At 70.2% G+C, this 18,948-nt stretch carries 13 protein-coding genes; 2 read left to right on the top strand and 11 right to left on the bottom strand.

All coding sequences use genetic code 11. The features are described from left to right. Nucleotides 1-93: 93 nt before the first annotated feature. From IG04_RS43995 to eccD, 10 genes are all read right to left on the bottom strand, one after another. The gene (locus IG04_RS43995; protein ID WP_051769951.1) at nucleotides 94-1,158 is read right to left on the bottom strand and encodes a hypothetical protein; all 1,065 of its coding nucleotides are present in this window, start codon (nucleotides 1,156-1,158) and stop codon (nucleotides 94-96) included. 42 nt (nucleotides 1,159-1,200) lie between these two features. After that, nucleotides 1,201-1,521 carry a hypothetical protein gene (locus IG04_RS0115470; protein ID WP_030477343.1) on the bottom strand — a complete coding sequence of 107 codons (321 nt, stop codon included), beginning with the start codon at nucleotides 1,519-1,521 and terminating at the stop codon, nucleotides 1,201-1,203. A gap of 11 nt (nucleotides 1,522-1,532) precedes the next feature. Beyond that, nucleotides 1,533-3,521: a hypothetical protein gene (locus IG04_RS46480; protein WP_030477342.1), complete on the bottom strand. Its 1,989-nt coding sequence runs from the start codon at nucleotides 3,519-3,521 to the stop codon at nucleotides 1,533-1,535. Nucleotides 3,522-3,526: 5 nt separating this feature from the next. Next, nucleotides 3,527-3,937, bottom strand: a complete 411-nt coding sequence (locus IG04_RS0115460; protein WP_245816169.1) for a YbaB/EbfC family nucleoid-associated protein — start codon at nucleotides 3,935-3,937, stop codon at nucleotides 3,527-3,529. Continuing rightward, nucleotides 3,876-5,978, bottom strand: a complete 2,103-nt coding sequence (locus IG04_RS0115455; protein WP_030477341.1) for a hypothetical protein — start codon at nucleotides 5,976-5,978, stop codon at nucleotides 3,876-3,878. The genes IG04_RS0115460 and IG04_RS0115455 overlap by 62 nt, the downstream gene beginning before the upstream one ends. A gap of 6 nt (nucleotides 5,979-5,984) precedes the next feature. After that, nucleotides 5,985-6,437 (bottom strand): hypothetical protein, encoded by a 453-nt coding sequence (locus IG04_RS0115450; RefSeq protein WP_030477340.1) that lies wholly within the window; start codon nucleotides 6,435-6,437, stop codon nucleotides 5,985-5,987. A 33-nt stretch (nucleotides 6,438-6,470) separates the two neighbouring features. After that, the gene (locus IG04_RS0115445; protein WP_030477339.1) at nucleotides 6,471-6,773 is read right to left on the bottom strand and encodes a WXG100 family type VII secretion target; all 303 of its coding nucleotides are present in this window, start codon (nucleotides 6,771-6,773) and stop codon (nucleotides 6,471-6,473) included. A 33-nt stretch (nucleotides 6,774-6,806) separates the two neighbouring features. Continuing rightward, nucleotides 6,807-7,154 (bottom strand): WXG100 family type VII secretion target, encoded by a 348-nt coding sequence (locus tag IG04_RS0115440; RefSeq protein ID WP_030477338.1) that lies wholly within the window; start codon nucleotides 7,152-7,154, stop codon nucleotides 6,807-6,809. 130 nt (nucleotides 7,155-7,284) lie between these two features. Further along, entirely contained in the window at nucleotides 7,285-8,691 is a 1,407-nt protein-coding gene (gene eccB, locus IG04_RS0115435; RefSeq protein WP_030477337.1) for a type VII secretion protein EccB, read from the bottom strand. A 2-nt stretch (nucleotides 8,692-8,693) separates the two neighbouring features. Beyond that, nucleotides 8,694-10,067 (bottom strand): type VII secretion integral membrane protein EccD, encoded by a 1,374-nt coding sequence (gene eccD / locus IG04_RS0115430; protein WP_030477336.1) that lies wholly within the window; start codon nucleotides 10,065-10,067, stop codon nucleotides 8,694-8,696. Between the two features lie 122 nt (nucleotides 10,068-10,189). Here eccD and eccCa point away from each other — a divergent pair, with 122 nt between their 5' ends. Continuing rightward, nucleotides 10,190-14,161, top strand: coding sequence for a type VII secretion protein EccCa (gene eccCa / locus IG04_RS0115425; RefSeq protein ID WP_211257766.1), 3,972 nt, complete (start codon nucleotides 10,190-10,192; stop codon nucleotides 14,159-14,161). A gap of 81 nt (nucleotides 14,162-14,242) precedes the next feature. Here eccCa and IG04_RS0115420 read toward each other — a convergent pair whose 3' ends face one another. Next, nucleotides 14,243-15,397 (bottom strand): S8 family serine peptidase, encoded by a 1,155-nt coding sequence (locus IG04_RS0115420; protein WP_051769950.1) that lies wholly within the window; start codon nucleotides 15,395-15,397, stop codon nucleotides 14,243-14,245. A gap of 143 nt (nucleotides 15,398-15,540) precedes the next feature. Here IG04_RS0115420 and IG04_RS0115415 point away from each other — a divergent pair, with 143 nt between their 5' ends. Next, nucleotides 15,541-18,825, top strand: coding sequence for a right-handed parallel beta-helix repeat-containing protein (locus tag IG04_RS0115415; protein WP_030477333.1), 3,285 nt, complete (start codon nucleotides 15,541-15,543; stop codon nucleotides 18,823-18,825). Nucleotides 18,826-18,948 lie beyond the last annotated feature (123 nt).

Genomic DNA, 18,948 nt, shown 5'->3' with positions numbered 1-18,948 from the left:
CGAACCTCCACACCGGACAACACTTCATCTGAGGCAACGCAGCCCGGTGGTCCGACGGTTCACTCCCGGCGGCTCGTCCCGGCTTGACGAACGTCACGCCTGGCAGGTGGCCTTGACCATCGCTGCGGCGTGGTGCGCGTAGTTCCTGGTCGAGCCCTTCCAGTCCTCGCCCCTGGTGAGCAACTGGACGGCGAGCTTGGACCCCGTCACCTTGAAGGAACCGGCGCTCACCCACTTGCCGCGGTTCGCGACCTGACTCACCTGGAAGCTCCCGGTAGGACTGCCCTTGGCGACGTCGAACCGGTCGTAGACGCGGTAGTGCGTGGGATTGCCGCCCACCTTGGTGATGTCGCCGTTGGGGACGAACACGGAGACCGTGCAGCTACCGGTTTTCACCGAGCCCGTGTCGAACGTCCACAGCCCGTAGGCGCTGGTGTCGTCCTTGGTCGCGTCGCCGGACATCGGGATCGAGACGAACGAGGTACCGCAACCGCCGTTGCCGTGGTCCACCCAGCCCGACTGTCCGTCGCGGTAGGAGCCGACACCGGTGAACCGGGTGCTCCCGGTGCAACCCGGCCCGGCAGTCGCTTCGTACGTCACGATCTGAGCCGGCGCCGGATTCCCCTGCGGGTTCGGGGCCTGGTTCTGGACCGGGGCCTGGCCGGGCGTACCCGGAGCCGCGGCGTTCCCGGGGTTCGCGGGTTCACCGGGTTCGACGGGCCGGCCGTCCGCGGTCTGCGCCGGCGCCGAACCGTTGGGCTGCGCGGTGGTCGTGTCGGTGTTCTCGGCCCGCGGATCCGCCACCCCTGGCACGAACCCGTCGCCCGGCGCGGGAACCTGGGCGTAGCCGGCGTTGTTCGGATGCTCGCCCGGCTGGTCGCCGTTGTTCAGCACGGTGCCGAACGCCACCGGCAGTGCGATCAGCACGACACCCGCGACCGCGGCCGCGACGATCATCGGCTTGGACACCTTGGCGGCCTTCGAAGTGCTGACCGCAGCGCTCGCCTCCACCACCGCCGGCACAACGGCGATGCGGGTCTGGGTGGTGGCCGACGAGGCGGACTCGGCGTCCGGCGTTGCCACGGGGGCGACGGGCGGCGCCGATGCCGCCGCGCCGGCGACCGCGACACCCGTGGACTGTTGTGGCTCCGTGGACATGGTGTTCCCAACTTTCTCTGCTTGCCCAGGTCTGGACGATCGCTAACGCTTGAGGCCGTGGTTGATGTTCGAGGTGTTGTCGTGCTCCATCGCGTTGAGCAGGTCCCTCATGCCGTTGGTCACCCTGGTCTGGTTGCCGACGACCGCGTTGATCGAGGTGAACGCGCCTTCGATCTTGAACGCCGGGTCGTGGAGGTTCTCTTTGATCTTCTGGCCGTCGTCGTCGTCACCGCAGGCCTCGAGCAGCAGGGCGATCCGGTCCTGGCCGCCCTCGCAGATCGTGCCGAAGTACGCCTCGATCTCCGCGAACCCCTGGCCGACCGCGGCGATGCCGTTCGGATCGGCGCTGAACGACTTGCTCATGGTTTCCGTCCTCATCCCGTGGTGGCACTGTTGCCGAACGCCTGACCGCCGAGTCCCAGCGTGTGGTCGCGTTGGGTGTCGTCGCTCGTCGCGACGACGGCGGATCGCCTGGTCGCCTTTCGCCTGCGGCGGCCCAGCACACCCGGTGCGACCTCCGGGTCGGTGCCCCACGTCTTCTCGTCCTCGGCGAGCCAGGTCGACCGGTCCCGCTCGCCCTTGTTCTCGCCCTGTGCTCCGCCCATGCCTCCCGCCATGGGCGGATAGAACGGCACGCCACCGCCGCCGACCGTCCCTTTGGGACCACCGGTGGACGGAGGTCCGCCCGTCACCGAAGGCGGCGGCGTCGTTCCCGGCGGTGCGGCGAACGACGGGGGCAGGTTCGACGACACGCTGACGTGGCTGCCGCCGAAGGAACCTGGCCCGGAGAAGAGGTTCGCGAGCGGGTCGAACCTGGACACGGTCATGGGCAACGAGGTGCTCGGCGGCGGCACCGGCGCAGGCGTGCGCCGCAGCGAGCTGAGATGGCGCTCCAGCGCCGACTGACCGTTGCTCTCGACCGTCGGCGGGCCGTAGGGCGCACGGAGGCGGTCTTTCTGGTCGAGGATCGCGCCGCCCTTCGGGCCCACGATCTCGCCGTTCGAGTTCACCCGCGAGCCCTTGGGCACGATGATCGGCTTGCCGTTGGCGCCCAGCACCGGTTTCCCGTTCGGTCCGAGCACGACACCGTTCGGACCGACGTAGGACCCGCTGGGTACCTTCAGTGACGCGTTCGATCCACCGATGCCGGGACCGGGCGGGCCGTTGGGATTCGTGATGACCGTGGGCGGAGGCGGTGGGCCGCCCAGGCTGGAGTTGTTGCCATCTGGACCATTCGGCCCGCCGGATCCGTTCGGTCCGTTCGGACCGCCCGAACCGGATCCGTCGCCTCCGCCGCCTCCGGCGCCGCCGGAACCGGGGCCGGGGCCGCCGCCGGAACCGGGAAGTGTGAAGGGTGTCGGCGCCTGGATCTGCGGCAGGTACCTGCCGGCCACGTCGTAGGCAGCGGTCAGCATGCCCACCGAGCCGGCCGAGTATCCGTCCAGGTGGTTCACCATGTGGTCGGCCCAGACCTTCTTCGCCGCCGTCTCCAGCTTCAGCCACGGACCTGCCTGATCCAGCTTGCCGCCGAGAATCGTGCTGACGGGGTAGCGCGGCTGGTTGTCCATGTACTCGGTCGTGGTGGTGGGCGCACCCTTCTTGATGTCCGCGACGAGTTCGGGTGACTGCCAGATCGCCGCGAGCACGCCCGCGGGCCAGATGAGATCGGAACCGGCGGCGTGGACCTGGAAACCCATCCCCGTGTCGTAGGACCGCCTCTCCCCGCTCTGCCACTGCAGCCACCCCTGCTGGAGTTGGAGGGCGTATCTGGCCACGAAGTCCCTCACCTCGACGAGCGCGTCCCACGACGTGCGCTCACGGCTCATCTGCTCCACCAGGTTCCGGCACCGGTGGCCGAGGCCGTTCAGCACGTTCCCGAACGCGTCCGCCCCTCTGCCCTGGAAGTCGTTGCCCTCGTGGCCGACCTTCTGCCGCCACGTCTGCAGCGGCTCGACCTGCGCGGTCAGCACGGCGGCGGCGTCGCGCAGGGTGGTGGCCGCGGTGTCGAAGGTCGTCCGCTTCACCGTCGTGAGGGTGTCGCCGAGCGCCCCGTTGAGAATCTTGTTGGCGTTCACCACGAACGGCGTCAGCGCGCTCTCCACCTCCGGGGTCACACTGGCCTCGGCGTACCAGTACCCGTAGTTCGTCTGGTAGGCCGCGCTGAGCAGACCCCTGGTGCCCTGGTCGTTCACCTCCTTCTTGGCCTCCCACTTCAGCCACACCGGCGCGGTGACCGTCTCCCGCGCCGGCGTGATGGGGAAGGTCCCGTCGTCGCTGAAGATGTTGAGCGCCTGCTCCCACCTCCAGGTCCGCGTGTCCGGACCGCCCACGGTGCCGGGGGGAGGCGTGCCGGGGTCCGTCATCGAGGTCAGTCCTTCCCGCGGCCGAAGACGTCAGTGGGCGCCTCGTCCCAGATCGACGCGAACGCCGCGTCCACCTCGGTGTTGCCCGCCATGGCCGCACGCAGGTCGACCCGCTGGTCCATCAGCGGGCCGAAGACCTCGACCGCCGCGTCCGTCATCTCCTGCCGGGCCTGACCGAGCACGTCGATCAGCGTCCGGGCGAGTTGGTCCGGCGGCATGGAGCGGTACTTCGTGGTGTTGAACTTCAGGCCCACCACGGCGTTCTGCGCGTTCATGGTCACGGTGACCATGTGGTCCGCGGATGTCACCGAAGCGGTCCGCGCCTCAAGCTCGGCCTTCGCCGCGTCGATCCGCTCACGCTGATCCCTCAACGCGGCCATGGTCTGGTGCAGTTGATCCGCCAGCCAGTCGGCCATCGTTTCCTCCCTGTCCATGGTTGCGGGCGCTGGAGCCCGAGTTCTGGGTCACCCGTGGCCGGCGCCGGCGGGCGCCGAGCACCGACGGCGGCAGCTTGGGGTCGGTGCCCCAGGTCTCCTCGTCCTCGGCGAGCCACGTCGTCCGGTCCCGCTCGCCCTTGTTCTCGCCCTGCGCGCCGCCCGCGCCCGCCCCGCCTGCCATCGGCGGGTAGAACGGCACACCGCCCATCCCGTTCGGCGTGCCGCCGTTCCCCGACTGGTTCTTCATCAGCGAGGGACCGCCCTCGGTGGTGACCGTCTTCGGCGGAGGCACCGGGGCGTCCTGCCCGCTCGGCCCGTTGAGCCCGGTCACGCCGGGGACGGTCGACACGCCGCTGCCCGACCCTCCGAGCTGAAGGCTCGGCGGCGGCGCGAGGTTGTTGTTCAGCAACGTCGGCATCGTCGGACTGTTGTTGCCGCGCAGAGACTTCAGGTACTTGTCCAGCTCACTCTCACCGTTCTGGCCGCCGACCACCTCCGGCCTCTGCAGGCGGTCCTTCTCGGTGAGCTTCTCGCCCTTCGGGCCGAGGATGTCCCCGTCCGGGCCCACCCTGGACCCTGGCGGCACGACCATCTGCCTGCCGTTGCGGTCGAGCAGCGGCTTGCCGTCGGGGCCGCGCACCACACCGTCCGGACCGACGTGCGACCCGGTCGGAACCTTGAGCTGGGAGTTGGGGTTCAGCGGACCCGGCCCGGTGGAGCCGTTGGGGCCACCGGGTGGGTTCGGCAGGTTCGGCACCAGCGGACCGTTGGGCCCGTTGGGACCGTTCGGGCCATTGGAACCGTTGGGACCCTTGGGACCGCCGTCCCCACCGAGCGTGGGTGGCTTCGGACCACCCTGCCCGCCACCACCGCCACCACCACCGCCTAGTGACGGCGGACCTTTCGGCCCGCCAGGCGAACCCGGCGGCGGTACGGGGGGCGGCGGCACCGGCGGACCAGGGGGACCCGGCGGCGGCTTCGGGGCGAGGTCGACCTTGGGCGTCGGCGCGATGATCGTCGGCAGGTACGTCGACGCGGTCCGGTAGTTCGGGTCGAGCTGCTGGACCACCTTGGCAGCCGCCGTGTCCAGGATCTTGGACATGTGGTCCTGCCAGAGGTTCTTGGCGGCTTCCTCGATCCGGTCCCAGAACCTCTGGCTCCTGGCGTCGACGGCGCCACTCCTGCTCTTCGCGTAGTGCTCGCCCCCACTCCACTGGGACCGCCCGCTGGTCTCTAGATCGGCCTTGAATCCGGCGCTGCCGAACACGGCCTGCAACGCGGCGCCGGGCCAGGCGAGCTGAACGTCCGGCCCGCTCACATCGCCGAAGTGCGTCAGGCTGTACCCGGTCAGGCTCGTGGGTTGCAGCCAGTCCCGGTAGGCCTGCGCGAGCGTGCTGATCGCCCACTGGAGACCGGCCCGGCCCTCGTCGAGTGCGGTGGCCTTGTCGTCGGACTTGCCCTTGGCGTCGACCAGCGCGTTCCACGCGTGGCCGTCGCGGACGCCGAGCTGGCGCACGCAGCTCTCGCACTTGTCGATCAGTCCGTCGAGGACCTTCCAGAACGCCCCTGCACCGGCGCCCTGGAAGTCGTCTCCCTTGTTGCCGACCTTGTCCTGCCAGAGCTTCAGGCTCAGCGCCTGCTGGGCGAGGATGTCCTTGGTGCCGTTCAACGCGTTGTGCGCCCTGTCGAAGGTCCAGGGCTGCGCGACCGGGTTGCTGCCGTTGAGCAACGACTCGATGATCACTCGCATCGGGCCGTAGAACTCGTTCATCGGTTTGTCGAGCCCGCCGTAGTCGGCGCTCGCCACCGCCCAGTAGACCACCCAGTTCGTCTCCGAGCGAATGGTCCAGTCCCAGCCCTCGGGTGACTTGCCACCCTGCGCGGAGCCCCAGACATCCCACTTGAGCCACTTCGTTCCCATGAGGGCGCTGCGGTCGGGCACGGGCTTGGCGACGTCGCCGTCCTGGAAGTAGTTGAGAGCCTGCTCCCAGGTCGCGTTGCTCAGGGCTGGGTCGGTCATCGCGGGTCAGCCCGCGGCCGGGGGCGGCGGCGGAGCGACGGGAGGCGGGGCCGCGGCCGGGCTGAAGATCGCGTTGACCTGCTCCACGCTCAGCTCGGTGGTGAGCTTGACGTTCTCGTACTCGTTGTTCTCCACATCACGCACGACCTGGTCGATCCTGCCGCGCAGATCACGGAGGTAGGTCCGCATCGAGTCGATCTGGGCGTACAACGTGGGCGCCGTGCCCTTACCGGGAGCCTCGTACTTCTCGACCAGCAACCTGGCCGCCTCGAACATCTTCTCGTTGCCGGCGAGCAACCGGCGCTTGCCGGGCGCGCTGGAAGTCGTCTGGCCCAGTTCGAGAATGTTCGGGTCCGTGTCCAAAGTGTTGAGAAACGGATCCAGGTAGCCGGTCTGGAACGACTTGAGAAACGCAGGGGTGACCTTGATGTCACCGCTGCGGGGGTCGTCTCCCGCCACGCCCGTACTCCTTTCCGTGAGGGCGGCGCGGAACTACACCCCGCCGAACTTGTGCATGATGCCCTGGTCAGTGCGGTTGTAGTTGTCGTAGGCCATGGTCATCGTCAGCCCGGCCTTGCTGAAACTTCCCGCCATCCTCGCGAGGATGCCGTTCCAGTTCTGCTGGCAGACGTCGTAGGCGTTGGAGCCCGAACCGATCCACGAGTCCCGCATCGGCTTGAGCTGCACCATCAGCGTGTCCAGCTCGTTCTGGAGTTCGTTCGTGTACTGCTTCATCTGGTCGGCCAGGTGCGGGATGTTGCCGCTGACCGAGTAGCCGTCGATGGGCTGCCCCATGATCGTTCTCCTTCGTGTCCAGGGGTTGGCTGGTCAGGTGAGGCGGTTGTAGACGCCGTCGCTCACGTCACCGAACGAGTTCAGCGCGAGAATTCCCGCGTCGTCCTCGGTCGTGTTCATCTCGGCGTTGCTGACCTGTACCAGGTCCTTGATCTTCCCGAGCTCCTGGAGGAGGAGGTAGTAGTTCTGCGTCCACTCGTCGAGCTTGCGGTTGAACGTGGCACCCGCGGCGCCCGTCCACTCACCGGTCAGCTGGCTACGGAGGGCCTCCGCCTTCAGGCGGATCTTCTCGCAGTCGATCAGCGAGTTGTCGATGGCCGCGATACCGGAGTTCATCCCGGTATCGGTCTTCTGGATCCTCGGAATGAGCGGTGCACTCATCGGCGGTAAATCCTTTCCGGTTGGTGGGGCGGAACCGTGCCCGACGCGAAGCGACGGGGGACAGGACACCAACGCGGAGCCGCCTGGACCATGCGGAACCACCGGCAGGATTGGCCGCCGATTCCGCCGGTCATGCTCCGCACGGAGCCGCCGCCGGAAGCACCGCGCCCCCGTCGCGCAGCGACAACGGGTCTAGCGGCGCCCCGGTCGGAAGCAACGCGAGCAGGCTCGTGGGCAGCCCAATCGAGACGGCGGATTCGAACCCGAGCGCCTTGGCGCCCTCTGGTGGCACCGGGTACTTCACGCCCGTGTCGGTCACGAGGTACAGGGCGTCGCCCACCCTGCCGGACGCGGAGGTGGCCTTGACGAGTGCGCCGGAGCCTGGCCTCACCGCGATCCGGTCGACCTTCGTACACGGCGCCGCGACACCGGGCTGGCTGAACGGCGGCCGCCCTGCCTCGGAAACCTGACTCGTCAACGCGACCTGCGTGCGCGGCGTGTCGCCGGCCGGCAGGGCGACAGCACACAGTCCCTGTCCACTGTGGAGGGTCAGGGCGCGGGGCGGTTTCACCGGTGGGGGCGCTTCGGTCCTGGACAGGTGCTCGCCGACCACCCGGCCGGGCAGCTCGGTCACCGTGACCTCGCCACCCGCGTAGGCGGCGGAGCGGAGCCGTGGATCCGCGGTCAGCAGCCGTGCGTCGAGCTCGGAGACCGGAGTGAGTCCCGAGGTGGTGAGGACGTAGCGCTGCGACGGTTCACCGGGCACCGTGTAGAGCCTGCCGACCTTCGAGTCCACCGAGCCGAGGCGAGGTCCCGGAGAGCCCAGCCCGGCGATCGTCATCGGCGCGAAGTCCGGCCCCGAGGGCAGCGAGTCCAGCAGCGCCGCGGGCGCCCGCACAGGCTGCGGCACGCCGTCCAGCGCGTCGAGTGCGCCGTGGTCCGCCGCCACCCGATGACGTTTACCACGCCACAGCAAGGAACTCGTACCGTCCGGAGTAACCACCACGACCGCTTCGTCGTCGCCGAGAGGCCGCGCGTTGCCACCACCGATGCTCAGCTCGGTCTGCCCGGGCTGGTCACGGCTGACGGACGCGCACACCTGCCAGGGGTCGGAACCCAGCGCGGGCAGCGCGTCCGGCGCGCCGATGATGCCCAGCGGGTCGCCGCGCGGCACGTCGCGCAGTGACTTGTCCGCGACGTGCTTCACGACCAGCTGGTTGCCCGCGACGAGCTTGGCCGACGCGAAGTTCAGCACCGGCAGCAGCTTGCCGCCCGCGTACAGGAACCGCGCCCCGGAGGAGTCGGCCACGACCAGCGCGCCCTCGACCTTCCAGGACTTGTTCCCGCCCGGCGAGATGAGGCCGAACAGCAGCAGAACGAGGCAGACGACCGTGGCGATGATGCCGCCGATGGTGCTTCCCCGGTAGGTCCGGTGCAGCGGGCTCTCCGGAGCGTCGGGATCGATGCGCAGCAGTGCGGAGGTCAGCCTGCCCAGCATGAACCGGTGTGCATGGACCTGGTCGGTCTTCGAGTTCACGCTCAGCCCCCGATACCGCGCATGAACGCGAACACGCCCAGCAGCCACAGCGCGAGCGGCAGCAGCGACAGCGCCGCCAGACTCTCCGCGATGTCCGCGAGCCGGCCCCACTGCGGCAGCAGCCTGCGCCCTGGCAAGGTCCACCGCGCCACGATCAACGCCGACACCGACACGAACAGGGCGGTGATCATCACCAGCGGGCGAGGCGATTCCTGATGCCAGGCGAGCAACAGCCGCAGCAGGCCGTACACACCGGGCACGATGACCGACAGCCGCTGCCACACGCTGCCGAGCGCACGGCCGTGCACCAGCAGCAGGCAGCTCAGCACCGCCACGAAGGTGGTGGCCTGCCAGGACGGGTCACGCACGACGAGCTCGGTCGTGACCGCGCAGGCGAGACCGATCGCGGCGAAGAGGGCGGTCACGTAGGCGTCCGCGACCTTTCCCCTGCCGACGACCTCCTCACCGGAGTGTGGCTCGATGTCCTCCTGCAGTTCCTCCGCGGTGGTGGGCAGTGCGGGCAGTCGCAGTCCGGCGAGCCGGAAGGCGATCCGCGGCACGAACGCGCCGACCAGCACGGCGACCACCGCGATGATCGTCGCCGAGCCGGCGGCGCTCGCGCCGCTGAGCATCATCACCAGCGCACCGGAGGCACACAGCAACCCGAAGGTCGCGACGGAGACGAACACCGGTGCCGCACCCGCCACCGCGGCCAGTCCGAGCGCGCCGGCGCCCGCGCCCGCCACGCAGGCCGCGAGCACGCGCGCGCCTGTCAGCACCGGCCCCTCGGGTCCGCTGGGGACGATGAACCCGGCCAGCCCGACGAAGGGCACCGCCGCCAGCGCCAGCGCGAGCGCCGCCACCGTGTCACCCATTGCGCGGGCCGCGGTGGCCGCGCACACCAGGAGGAAGAACGCCGCCAGAGCGGCGGCGAGCAGCGTCGGCCACGTGTTCATCGCGGAGGCCAGCAACCCGAAGCCGAACAGCGCGATCGCGAGGACGCAGCCGAGCATCGTCCACCGGGTGGCGTCCGGGCTCCACGAGTCGGGCCGGGCCCGCGCCTCGGTGGACAGGCCGTCGACGATGTCGTCGAAGTGCACGGGCGGAAGCTGTTCCCGGCCGGGCAGCAGGTGCAGCGTCTCACCGTCGCGCAGCTTCAGCGCGTCGGCGGTGGCGTCCTGGTCGAGCGGGATCTCCCCCAGCCGCTGCAGGATCCAGCCGTCGTGCTCCAGTCCCTTCTCGCCCAGATCCTGGCCGGCATAGCCGAGGATCGTCGGCATCAGGTCGATCAGCGGGATGTCCACCGGCACTGCCAGCTCGAAGCAGGTGGAGGGGGCCCGGACACGGATTTTGCACAGTCCGGAAGTGGTCGCCATGGCACACGCCTTCGTTCGGCGACCAGCACGACGCATTGAGAGTGAACCGTCGCGTGGTCGGATTTCGTCACCTCTTACGGAGCTGCCACCACAGCGCGTCCGAAGAGGGAAGGAACCCGGGCTTGAGTGTAATAGTGTTCCGCAAGGGGCCCCGCCGGCCCGGGCCGGAGATGCCCGAGGGCGAGCTGAGCATCCAGGAACCGCCGACGCTGCCGGAGGTGCAGCGCAGCGCCGGCGCGATCATGATGTACCTGCCGATGGCGCTGGCCTCCACGGCCACCGTGCTGCTGTTCGTGCGGCCCGGCGAGAACGGCGCCTTCAGCTACCTGGCCGCGGGCCTGATGACCGTGTCCTCGATGGCCATGCTGGTCGGCCAGCTCGGCCGCAACGCGGGTGAGCGCAAGCAGAAGCTCAACGACGCGCGCCGCGACTACCTCCGCTACCTCGCGCAGTCCCGCCGCAAGATCCGCGAGGTGGTGGTGAGCCAGCGAGAGGCGCTGGCCTGGCGCCATCCTGACCCGAAAACGCTGTGGTCGCTGCCGGGCACGTCGCGGATGTGGGAGCGCGAAGCGCAGGACGAGGACTTCGGTGAGATCCGCATCGCACTGGGCCCGCAGCGTCTCGCCTGGCGGCTGAACCCGTTGTCCACCAAGCCGGTGGACGACCTGGAGCCGCTGTCCGCGCACGCGTTGCGCCGGTTCATCCACGCCTACGGCACCGTCGCCGACCAGCCGGTGGCCGTGTTCCTCCCCTCGTTCGCCCGGATCCTGATGCGGATCTCGGACGAGGGAGACGAGGAACGGATCAGGGCGCTGGCCCGGTCGATGATCGCCCACCTCGCGGTCTTCCACTCCCCCTCGGAACTGCGGATCGTCGTGGTCACCGCACCCGAGCGGCGAGCGGCGTGGGAGTGGGTGAAGTGGTTGCCGCACAACCTGCATCCGAACGAGACGGACGGCGCGGGCGAGTCCCGGCTGATCGTCGAGTCGATGTCCGAGCTCGACCACGCGCTGGGCGACGAGTTCGCCGGCCGGCCGGGGTTCGACCCGGACGCCATGCCGGAGAGCACCGAACCGTGCCTCATGGTGTTCGTGGACGGGGTCGACGTGCCGCCCACGTCGAGGCTGTCCGGCGACGGGTACCGCAACACGACGGTCATCGACCTCTCCTCCGCACTGTCCGATCAGGACGATCCGCAGACGCTGCGGATGCGCCTGGACGACGGCACGTTGAAGCTGATCACGGTCGATCAGCACAACAAGGAGGTCGCGGGCGATCTCGGCCGGCCGGACGGCATCGGCGTCAACACGGCCACCGCACTGGCGATGCGGCTCGCTCCGTTCCGGGTGGGCACGCCGAGGCGGACCGCGGAGCCGATGGCCGCCAACTTCGACCTGACGGCCCTGCTGGGCATCACGGACATCCAGACCCATGACGTCACGGGCGGGTGGTCGGCGAGGCGACCCGGCGGACGGCTGAGGGTGCCGTTGGGGGTCGGGCCTTCCGGGTCGCCGGTCGACCTCGACATCAAGGAGTCCGCGCAGGGCGGCATGGGCCCGCACGGCATGCTCATCGGCGCGACCGGCTCCGGCAAGTCGGAGCTGCTGCGCACGATGGTGCTCGCGCTCGCGCTCACGCACTCGTCGGAGATCCTCAACTTCGTCCTGGTGGACTTCAAGGGCGGCGCGACGTTCCTCGGCCTGGACGGGCTGCCGCACACCTCCGCGGTGATCACCAACCTGGCGGACGAGGCAGCGCTGGTCGACCGCATGCGCGACGCGCTCAACGGTGAGCTGGTGCGCCGCCAGGAACTACTGCGCAAGGCGGGCAACTACAGCTCGGCACTGGACTACGAGAAGGCACGTGCGGGCGGCACACCGCTCGATCCGCTGCCCACGCTGTTCGTGGTGGTGGACGAGTTCAGCGAGCTGCTGTCGGCGCACCGGGACTTCATGGACCTGTTCATCATGATCGGCAGGCTCGGCCGGTCGCTGGGCGTGCACCTTCTGCTTGCCTCGCAACGCCTCGACGAGAGCCGGATCCACCAGCTCGAGTCGCACCTGTCGTACCGGATCGGCCTGCGCACGTTCTCGGCGATGGAGAGCCGCGGCGTGCTGGGGGTACCGGACGCGTACCAGCTGCCGTCCGATCCGGGCAACGGGTTCCTCAAGAGCGGCATCGGGGAGCTGGACCGGTTCAAGGCCGCGTACGTGTCCGGACCGCACCGCGTGGCGCGCCGCAACGTCGAGCAGGCGGTGGTGGCAAAGCAGATCGCGCCGTTCACCGCGAAGTTCAGCGCTCGCCGCGATCCCGAGCCGGAACCGACGCCGGTGCAGGAACCGGAACCGTCGGGCTCGGTGCGGAGTCTGCTGGAACTGGCCGTCGACCGCCTGCGCGACAGTGGCCCCGCCGCACACCAGGTGTGGTTGCCACCGTTGGACGCCCCCAACTCGCTCGACGAACTGCTGCCGCCTCTCCAGGTGACGCCACAGCACGGCCTGTGCGCCGTGGAGTGGTACGGCAGGGGCAGGCTCACCGTGCCGATCGGCCTGATCGACCGGCCGTTCGACCAGACCCGCGACCCACTGCTGGTCGACCTGTCCGGCAGCGACGGGCACGTCGCAGTGGTGGGCGGCCCGCAGAGCGGCAAGAGCACCGCGCTGCGCACCCTGATCACCGCGCTGGCGCTCACCCACAGCCCGGCCGAGGTCCAGTTCTACTGCCTCGACTTCGGCGGCGGTTCACTGGCAGGCCTGCAGAAGCTGCCGCACATGGGTGGTGTCACGGGCCGGCTGGACGTCGAGCGCATCCACCGCACGATCGGCGAGGTCACCTCCCTGCTGACGCGCCGGGAACGGTTCTTCGCCGACCACGGTGTCGACTCGATGGCCACCTACCGGCGTAAGCGAGCGGCGGGAGAGTTCTCCGAGGAGCGGTACGGCGACGTGTTCCTCGTCGTGGACGGCTGGGGCACCATCCGCCAGGACTTCATGGACCTGCTGGGCGTGTTCGCCGAGCTGGCCGCCCGCGGCCTCAACTACGGCATCCACCTGATGATCGCGTCGAGCAGGTGGAGCGAGATCCTCACCGCCGTGCGCGACCTGGTGGGCACGCAGCTCGAACTGCGGCTCGGCGACCCCGTCGACTCGGCGATCAACATGCGAGCCGCGGCGGGTGTGCCGAAGATCCCCGGTCGCGGCCTGACCGACAAGAAACTGCACTTCCTCACCGCGCTGCCCTCGATCGACGGCGTGGACCGCGACGTCTCCGAACACCTCGCGGCACTCGTCGACCAGGCGGCCGCGGCCTGGCAGGGTCCGTCCGCTCCCCCGGTCCGGATGCTGCCGCTGGTCCTCGACCGGACCGAGCTCCCCGCGCCGGACGCGGACATGCGCCTTCCGCTGGGCTTCGACGACCAGCGTCTGGAGCCGCTGTGGCACGACTTCGAGGACACACCACACCTGATGGTGGTCGGCGACGTGGAGAGCGGCAAGACGAACGCGCTACGACTGGTGATCGACGGCATCACCCAGCGCTACACCCCGCAGGAGGCCCGGATCATCACGGTGGACTACCGCCGCGGCCTGTACGACGCGGTGCCCGAGGCGTACCGGCTGGGCTACGCGGTGTCGGGCGACACCGTGCTCGAACTGGTCGACGGCGTGGCCAGGGCGGTCCAGACCCGCATCCCCGGCCCCGACATCACCCCTGCCCGCCTGCGCACCCGCGACTGGTGGACCGGACCACAGGTGTTCGTGGTGGTCGACGACTACGACATGGTGGCGACGTCGGGCAGCATGTTCCACCAGCTGTTCGACCCGCTGGCCCAGGGCAACGCGCTGGGCCTGCACGTGATCGTGGCGCGAGGTGCGAACGGCATCAGCCGGGGCTCCAACGACCCGCTGCTGCGGCGTCTGGTGGAGGTCAACACCCCGGTGCTGCTGCTGTCCTGCCCACTGTCGGAAGGCATGGTGTTCGGCGAGGTCAAGCCGCGCACCCTGGTTCCCGGCCGGGCGCAGTACGTGACGCGGCGCGGGACGACCGTGGTGCAGACCGCGATGTCGGCCCACGAGGCGGCGCTCAACGTCAGATGACCACCCGCTCCCGGCCGCTGCGGTGCGGCCGGGAGCGCTTCCGGCGGCCGTCCCCCAGCCGCCGAGCGGGGCTCCCGGATGTCAGGTTCCGGGAGCCCCGCTCATCTCTGCGCTGTCCACCGGCCCGGCACGCCACCCGCGACGACGTCCCCGCGGCACGACCACGGCGACGGCGGCCAGCAGGCAGATGCCGAGCGCCACGCCACCGGCGACGGTCAGGGCGGCACCACGGGCACCGCTGAAATCGGGAATATCCCGCACCACAACGGCATCCCGCCGCACCGAGGAGGATCCGCCACTGGTCAGGCCGGTCGTGAGAGCCGCGAGCGGATCCACCACAGCGTTACCGGGCTGCCGGTAAGCCGTTTCCCGAAGCCGTCGCGCGACGTCGGCCATCGTCAGCTCCGGCCGGTAGGCCCGGACCAGCGCCGCGGCGGCGGCGACGTGGGCGGCGGCGAACGCGGGCCCGGCCGCGACCACCTGACCACCACCGGGCCCCGTGCCGACGACGAGATCACCCGGTGCGGCAAGCGTTCCGGCGACGGCGTCGGCCGCGGGCCTGCCGTCCGGTCCGATGGCGGCGACCGACAGCACGCCGGGCAACGCCGCCGGGTAGTACGTGCTCGGCGCACCGGACCGCCTCGCCCCGCTGTCCGGACCGGCCGCGGCCACGACGAGCGCACCAGCGGCGACAGCGCGGTCGACCGCCTGCCGGAGCACCGGGGCGTCCTCGGCGGTCACCGCGCCGACACAGACGATCCGAGCGCCCGCCGCCACCGCCGCGTCGATGCCGGCCGCGATGCTTGCGCCGGTAGCCACGCCGAACTTGTCGGTACCGCGCGCCGCTACGACTCGGGCGGCGGGAGCGAGCCCGGAGCCCTTGCCGCCGTCCTTCGCCGGTGCGGCGATGAGGCTCGCGAGGACCGTGCCGTGCCCGACGCAGTCGCTGCCCGCGTCGCCGAGGACCTCGGCCGGGGTCACGGACGTGTCGACCCCGGTGTCCACCACGGCGACGGTGACGCCCTTGCCGGTGGTGAGTGGCCACAGGCGGTCCGCGCCGAGGTAGGGCAGTTGCCACGGCACCTCGGGCACCTTCTTGCCCGACGGGGGTGTGCATGCCTGTCCGGCGCGTAGCGTCTGCGGGATCCGAGGGAGTGCGGTGTCCTGGGCGGCCGCCACACCGCCGTTCGCCGCCAGCGTGATCCCCAAGCAGGCCGCTGCCAGGTGTCGCCTCATCGTGCCAGTTCAGCACGGTGACGCGGCGGCGAACACGAAGAACCACCGGCAGGAAACGGATGCCGTGAACCCAATCGGGACCGCGCCGCGTTGTCCGAAGCGGAGCCCTGTGCTCCTCCAGTAGGACGACGAGGGGAGCGCCCGTGTCACGGCACGTGCTCACAGTGGACCGCGACAACGGCTACCGCACCATTTCCGCTGCTCTGCAGGACGCGCGCAACGGCTCGGTGATCTCCGTGCTGCCCGGCCGCTACGACGAGTCGCTCGTGGTGACGAAGGTGGTCACCATCGCGGCGAGCGAACCTCGGGGCAGCGTGGAGATCGTGGCGCGGCAGGGCAGCGTGGTGCGGCTCAACGCCGAGGCCGTGAAGCTGACCGGTCTGGTGTTGCGCGGCCTGCACGAGGAACTGCCGGCGCTCGACGTCGCACGGGGTCAGGCGGCCGTGGAGGACTGCGAGATCATCGGCGCGGCGTGGACGGCCGTGGTGGCCCACAGCTCCGGTTCACTCGCGATGCGCGGCTGCCGGGTGACCAACCCGGCGGGCGCGGGCATCGTCGTGACCTCACCGGCGGCGAGCACGATCGAGGACTGCGTCGTCGAACACGTCGAGACCTCCGCCGTGGTGATCGCCGATCGCGGCAACCCGGTCGTGCGCGACTGCACCCTGCGGCACGCCAAGGGCAACGGCGTCTGCGCGAACGGCCACGCGCAGGGCACGATCCAGCACTGCGACATCTCGTCCACCGATCGGCCGGGCATCGCGCTCGAGGAGGACAGCTCTACCAGGGTGATCGACACCACCGTGCGGGACACCGCGACCGGTGTCTTCGTGAGCACCCACGCCTCACCGGTGCTGGAGGAGTGCCGGATCACCAACACCACCGGTGACGGGATCACCGTGGCCGGTGGCGCGGACCCCGTCGTGCGCCGCTGCCGTACCGCGAAGACGGGCGGCGCCGGTGTGCGGGTCACCGGGCGGGCCCGCGGCTCCTTCGAGGAGTGCGAGGTGGCCGACGCGTCCGGACCCGGTATTCACGTCGACGAGGCGAGCGGCCCGACGTTCACCCGCACCGTCGTACGCGGCGGGGCATCGGTGGGACTGCTGGTCACCGGCGGCGCGACGGCCGAGTTCGACCGGCTGGAGGTCCGCGACGTCGCGGGCACCGGGGTGCGCATCGAGTCGGCGGCCAACCCGATGCTGCGCCGCGCGACGCTGGACGGCTGCAAGGCCCACGGCATCGAGGTCACCGGCAACGGCCGCGGCCGGCTGGAGGACTGCGACGTGCGGGAGGCCGGCAGGTCCGGGCTCAGCGTCTCGGAGGGCGGCAGCCCCTACGTCAGTGCGCTCCGGGTGCACCAGTCCGGCGAGGCGGGCGTGCTGATCGGCCCCGGCGGCGTCGGTTCGCTGCGGGACTGCGAGATCGGCGAGGCGCGCGGGGACGGCGTGGTCGTCTGTGACGGCGGCGAGCTGATGCTCTCCCGGTCCAAGGTGCGCCGTTCCCGCGGCCACGGAGTGCTGGTGTCGGCCGGTGCGCGGGCGAAGCTCACCAACGACGAGCTGAGCGGCAACGCCGGGGACGGTGTGCGCGTCGACTCGGCCGACGCCGTGAGCCTGGTGGACTGCGCGGCGTCGGACAACAAGGGCGGCGGCCTGCGGGTGACCGTGCCCAGTGCCCGGATCTCGGTGGAGAACCTCACCAGCAACGGCAACGGCGCGGCGGACACCGACGGCAGCACGGCGAGCGCGGAGGCCGTGCCGGACAACGCTCGGGAAGGGAACCGGCCCGAGGAGAACGCGGGTGAGGCGGCACCGCTCGCGAAACTGGAGGCACTGGTCGGCCTGACCGCGGTGAAGCACCAGGTGAAGACCCTGGTCAACCTGAACAAGATGGCGCGCCGACGACAGCAGGCCGGCCTGGTCGCACCGCCGACCAGCAGGCACCTGATCTTCGCCGGGCCGCCCGGCACCGGCAAGACGACCGTCGCGCGGCTCTACGGCAGCATCCTCGCCGAGCTGGGGGTGCTGCGCGACGGCCACCTCGTCGAGGTCGCGAGGGCCGACCTGGTCGCGCAGATCGTCGGCGGCACGGCGATCAAGACCACCGAGACCTTCACCAAAGCGCTCGGCGGCGTGTTGTTCATCGACGAGGCGTACACGCTGACCTCACAGGGCAAGGGCGTCGGGCACGACTTCGGCCGGGAGGCCGTGGACACCCTGGTGAAGCTGATGGAGGACCACCGCGACGACGCGGTGGTGATCGTCGCGGGCTACTCGCCGGAGATGACCGCGTTCCTGCAGTCCAACCCCGGTCTCGCGTCACGCTTCACCCGCACGATCGAGTTCGAGAACTACGCCACCGACGAGCTGGTGACGATCGTCGAGCAGATGTGCGCCGGCCACCAGTACCAGGTGCCGGAGGAGACCAGGAACGCACTGTCCGTCCACTTCGGACAGATGGCGCGCGGCGACGACTTCGGCAACGGCCGCGCCGCGCGCAAGGTGTTCGAGGAGATGGTGGACCGGCAGGCGTTCCGTCTCGCGAACGAGCCGGACGCGGACGACCAGAGCCTGTCGCTGCTGCTGCCCGCCGACGTTCCCGGCGGCATGAAGACCGGCGACGACGCCGCCCTGGTGACGCTGCGGTCACGGCTCGACTCGATGATCGGCCTCGCCGGGGTGAAGGAGGCGATCAGCGATCTGGTGAACCTGATCGCCACCGCGCGGCAGCGGCGCCAGGCCGGGCTGCCGGTACCCGCGATCGGCAACCACCTCGTGTTCGCCGGCGCACCGGGTACCGGCAAGACGACGGTGGCGCGGCTCTACGGCGAACTGCTCGCCGCGCTGGGCGTGCTGCAGAAGGGTCACCTGGTCGAGGTCGCCCGCGCGGACCTCGTCGGCAGGTACATCGGCCACACCGCGCACCTGACGACGGAAGCGTTCGAGAGCGCACGCGGCGGCGTGTTGTTCATCGACGAGGCGTACGCCCTGACGCCGGAGCACGGCCACGGCGGCGACTTCGGCCAGGAGGCCGTCGACACCCTGGTGAAGCTGATGGAGGACCACCGCGACGACACGGTGGTCATCGTCGCCGGCTACTCCGCCGAGATGCGGAAGTTCCTGCGCTCCAACCCCGGCCTGGAGTCCCGCTTCTCCCGGCACATCGAGTTCGAGAACTACAACACCGACGACCTGGTGACGATCGTGCACCGGATGGCCTCGTCCAACGGATACGAGTGCGCGCCGGAAACCGTCGCCGCACTGCGGGAGCACTTCGGTGGCGTGCACCGTGACGCGACGTTCGGCAATGCCCGCTACGCCCGGCAGGTGATGGAGACCATGATGACCCGTCAGGCCGGACGTCTCAGCAGGACGGGCACGCCGACCGTGCAGGAGCTGCGCCTGCTGGTACCCGCGGACCTGCCCTGACCCTGTCCCGCAAGGAGTCCGACGTCGCCAGGACACCGTCGTCGCCGTGGCTACCGGCCAGTCGAGACGGACCAGGAGACGAGCACCACCGTTCGTGGCAGGATGCCCCCCAACATCGATGAC

It is taken from the genome of Lentzea albidocapillata (assembly GCF_000719115.1).
Taxonomy (GTDB): domain Bacteria; phylum Actinomycetota; class Actinomycetes; order Mycobacteriales; family Pseudonocardiaceae; genus Lentzea; species Lentzea albidocapillata.
This window is presented reverse-complemented; position numbering and strand designations above follow the sequence as displayed.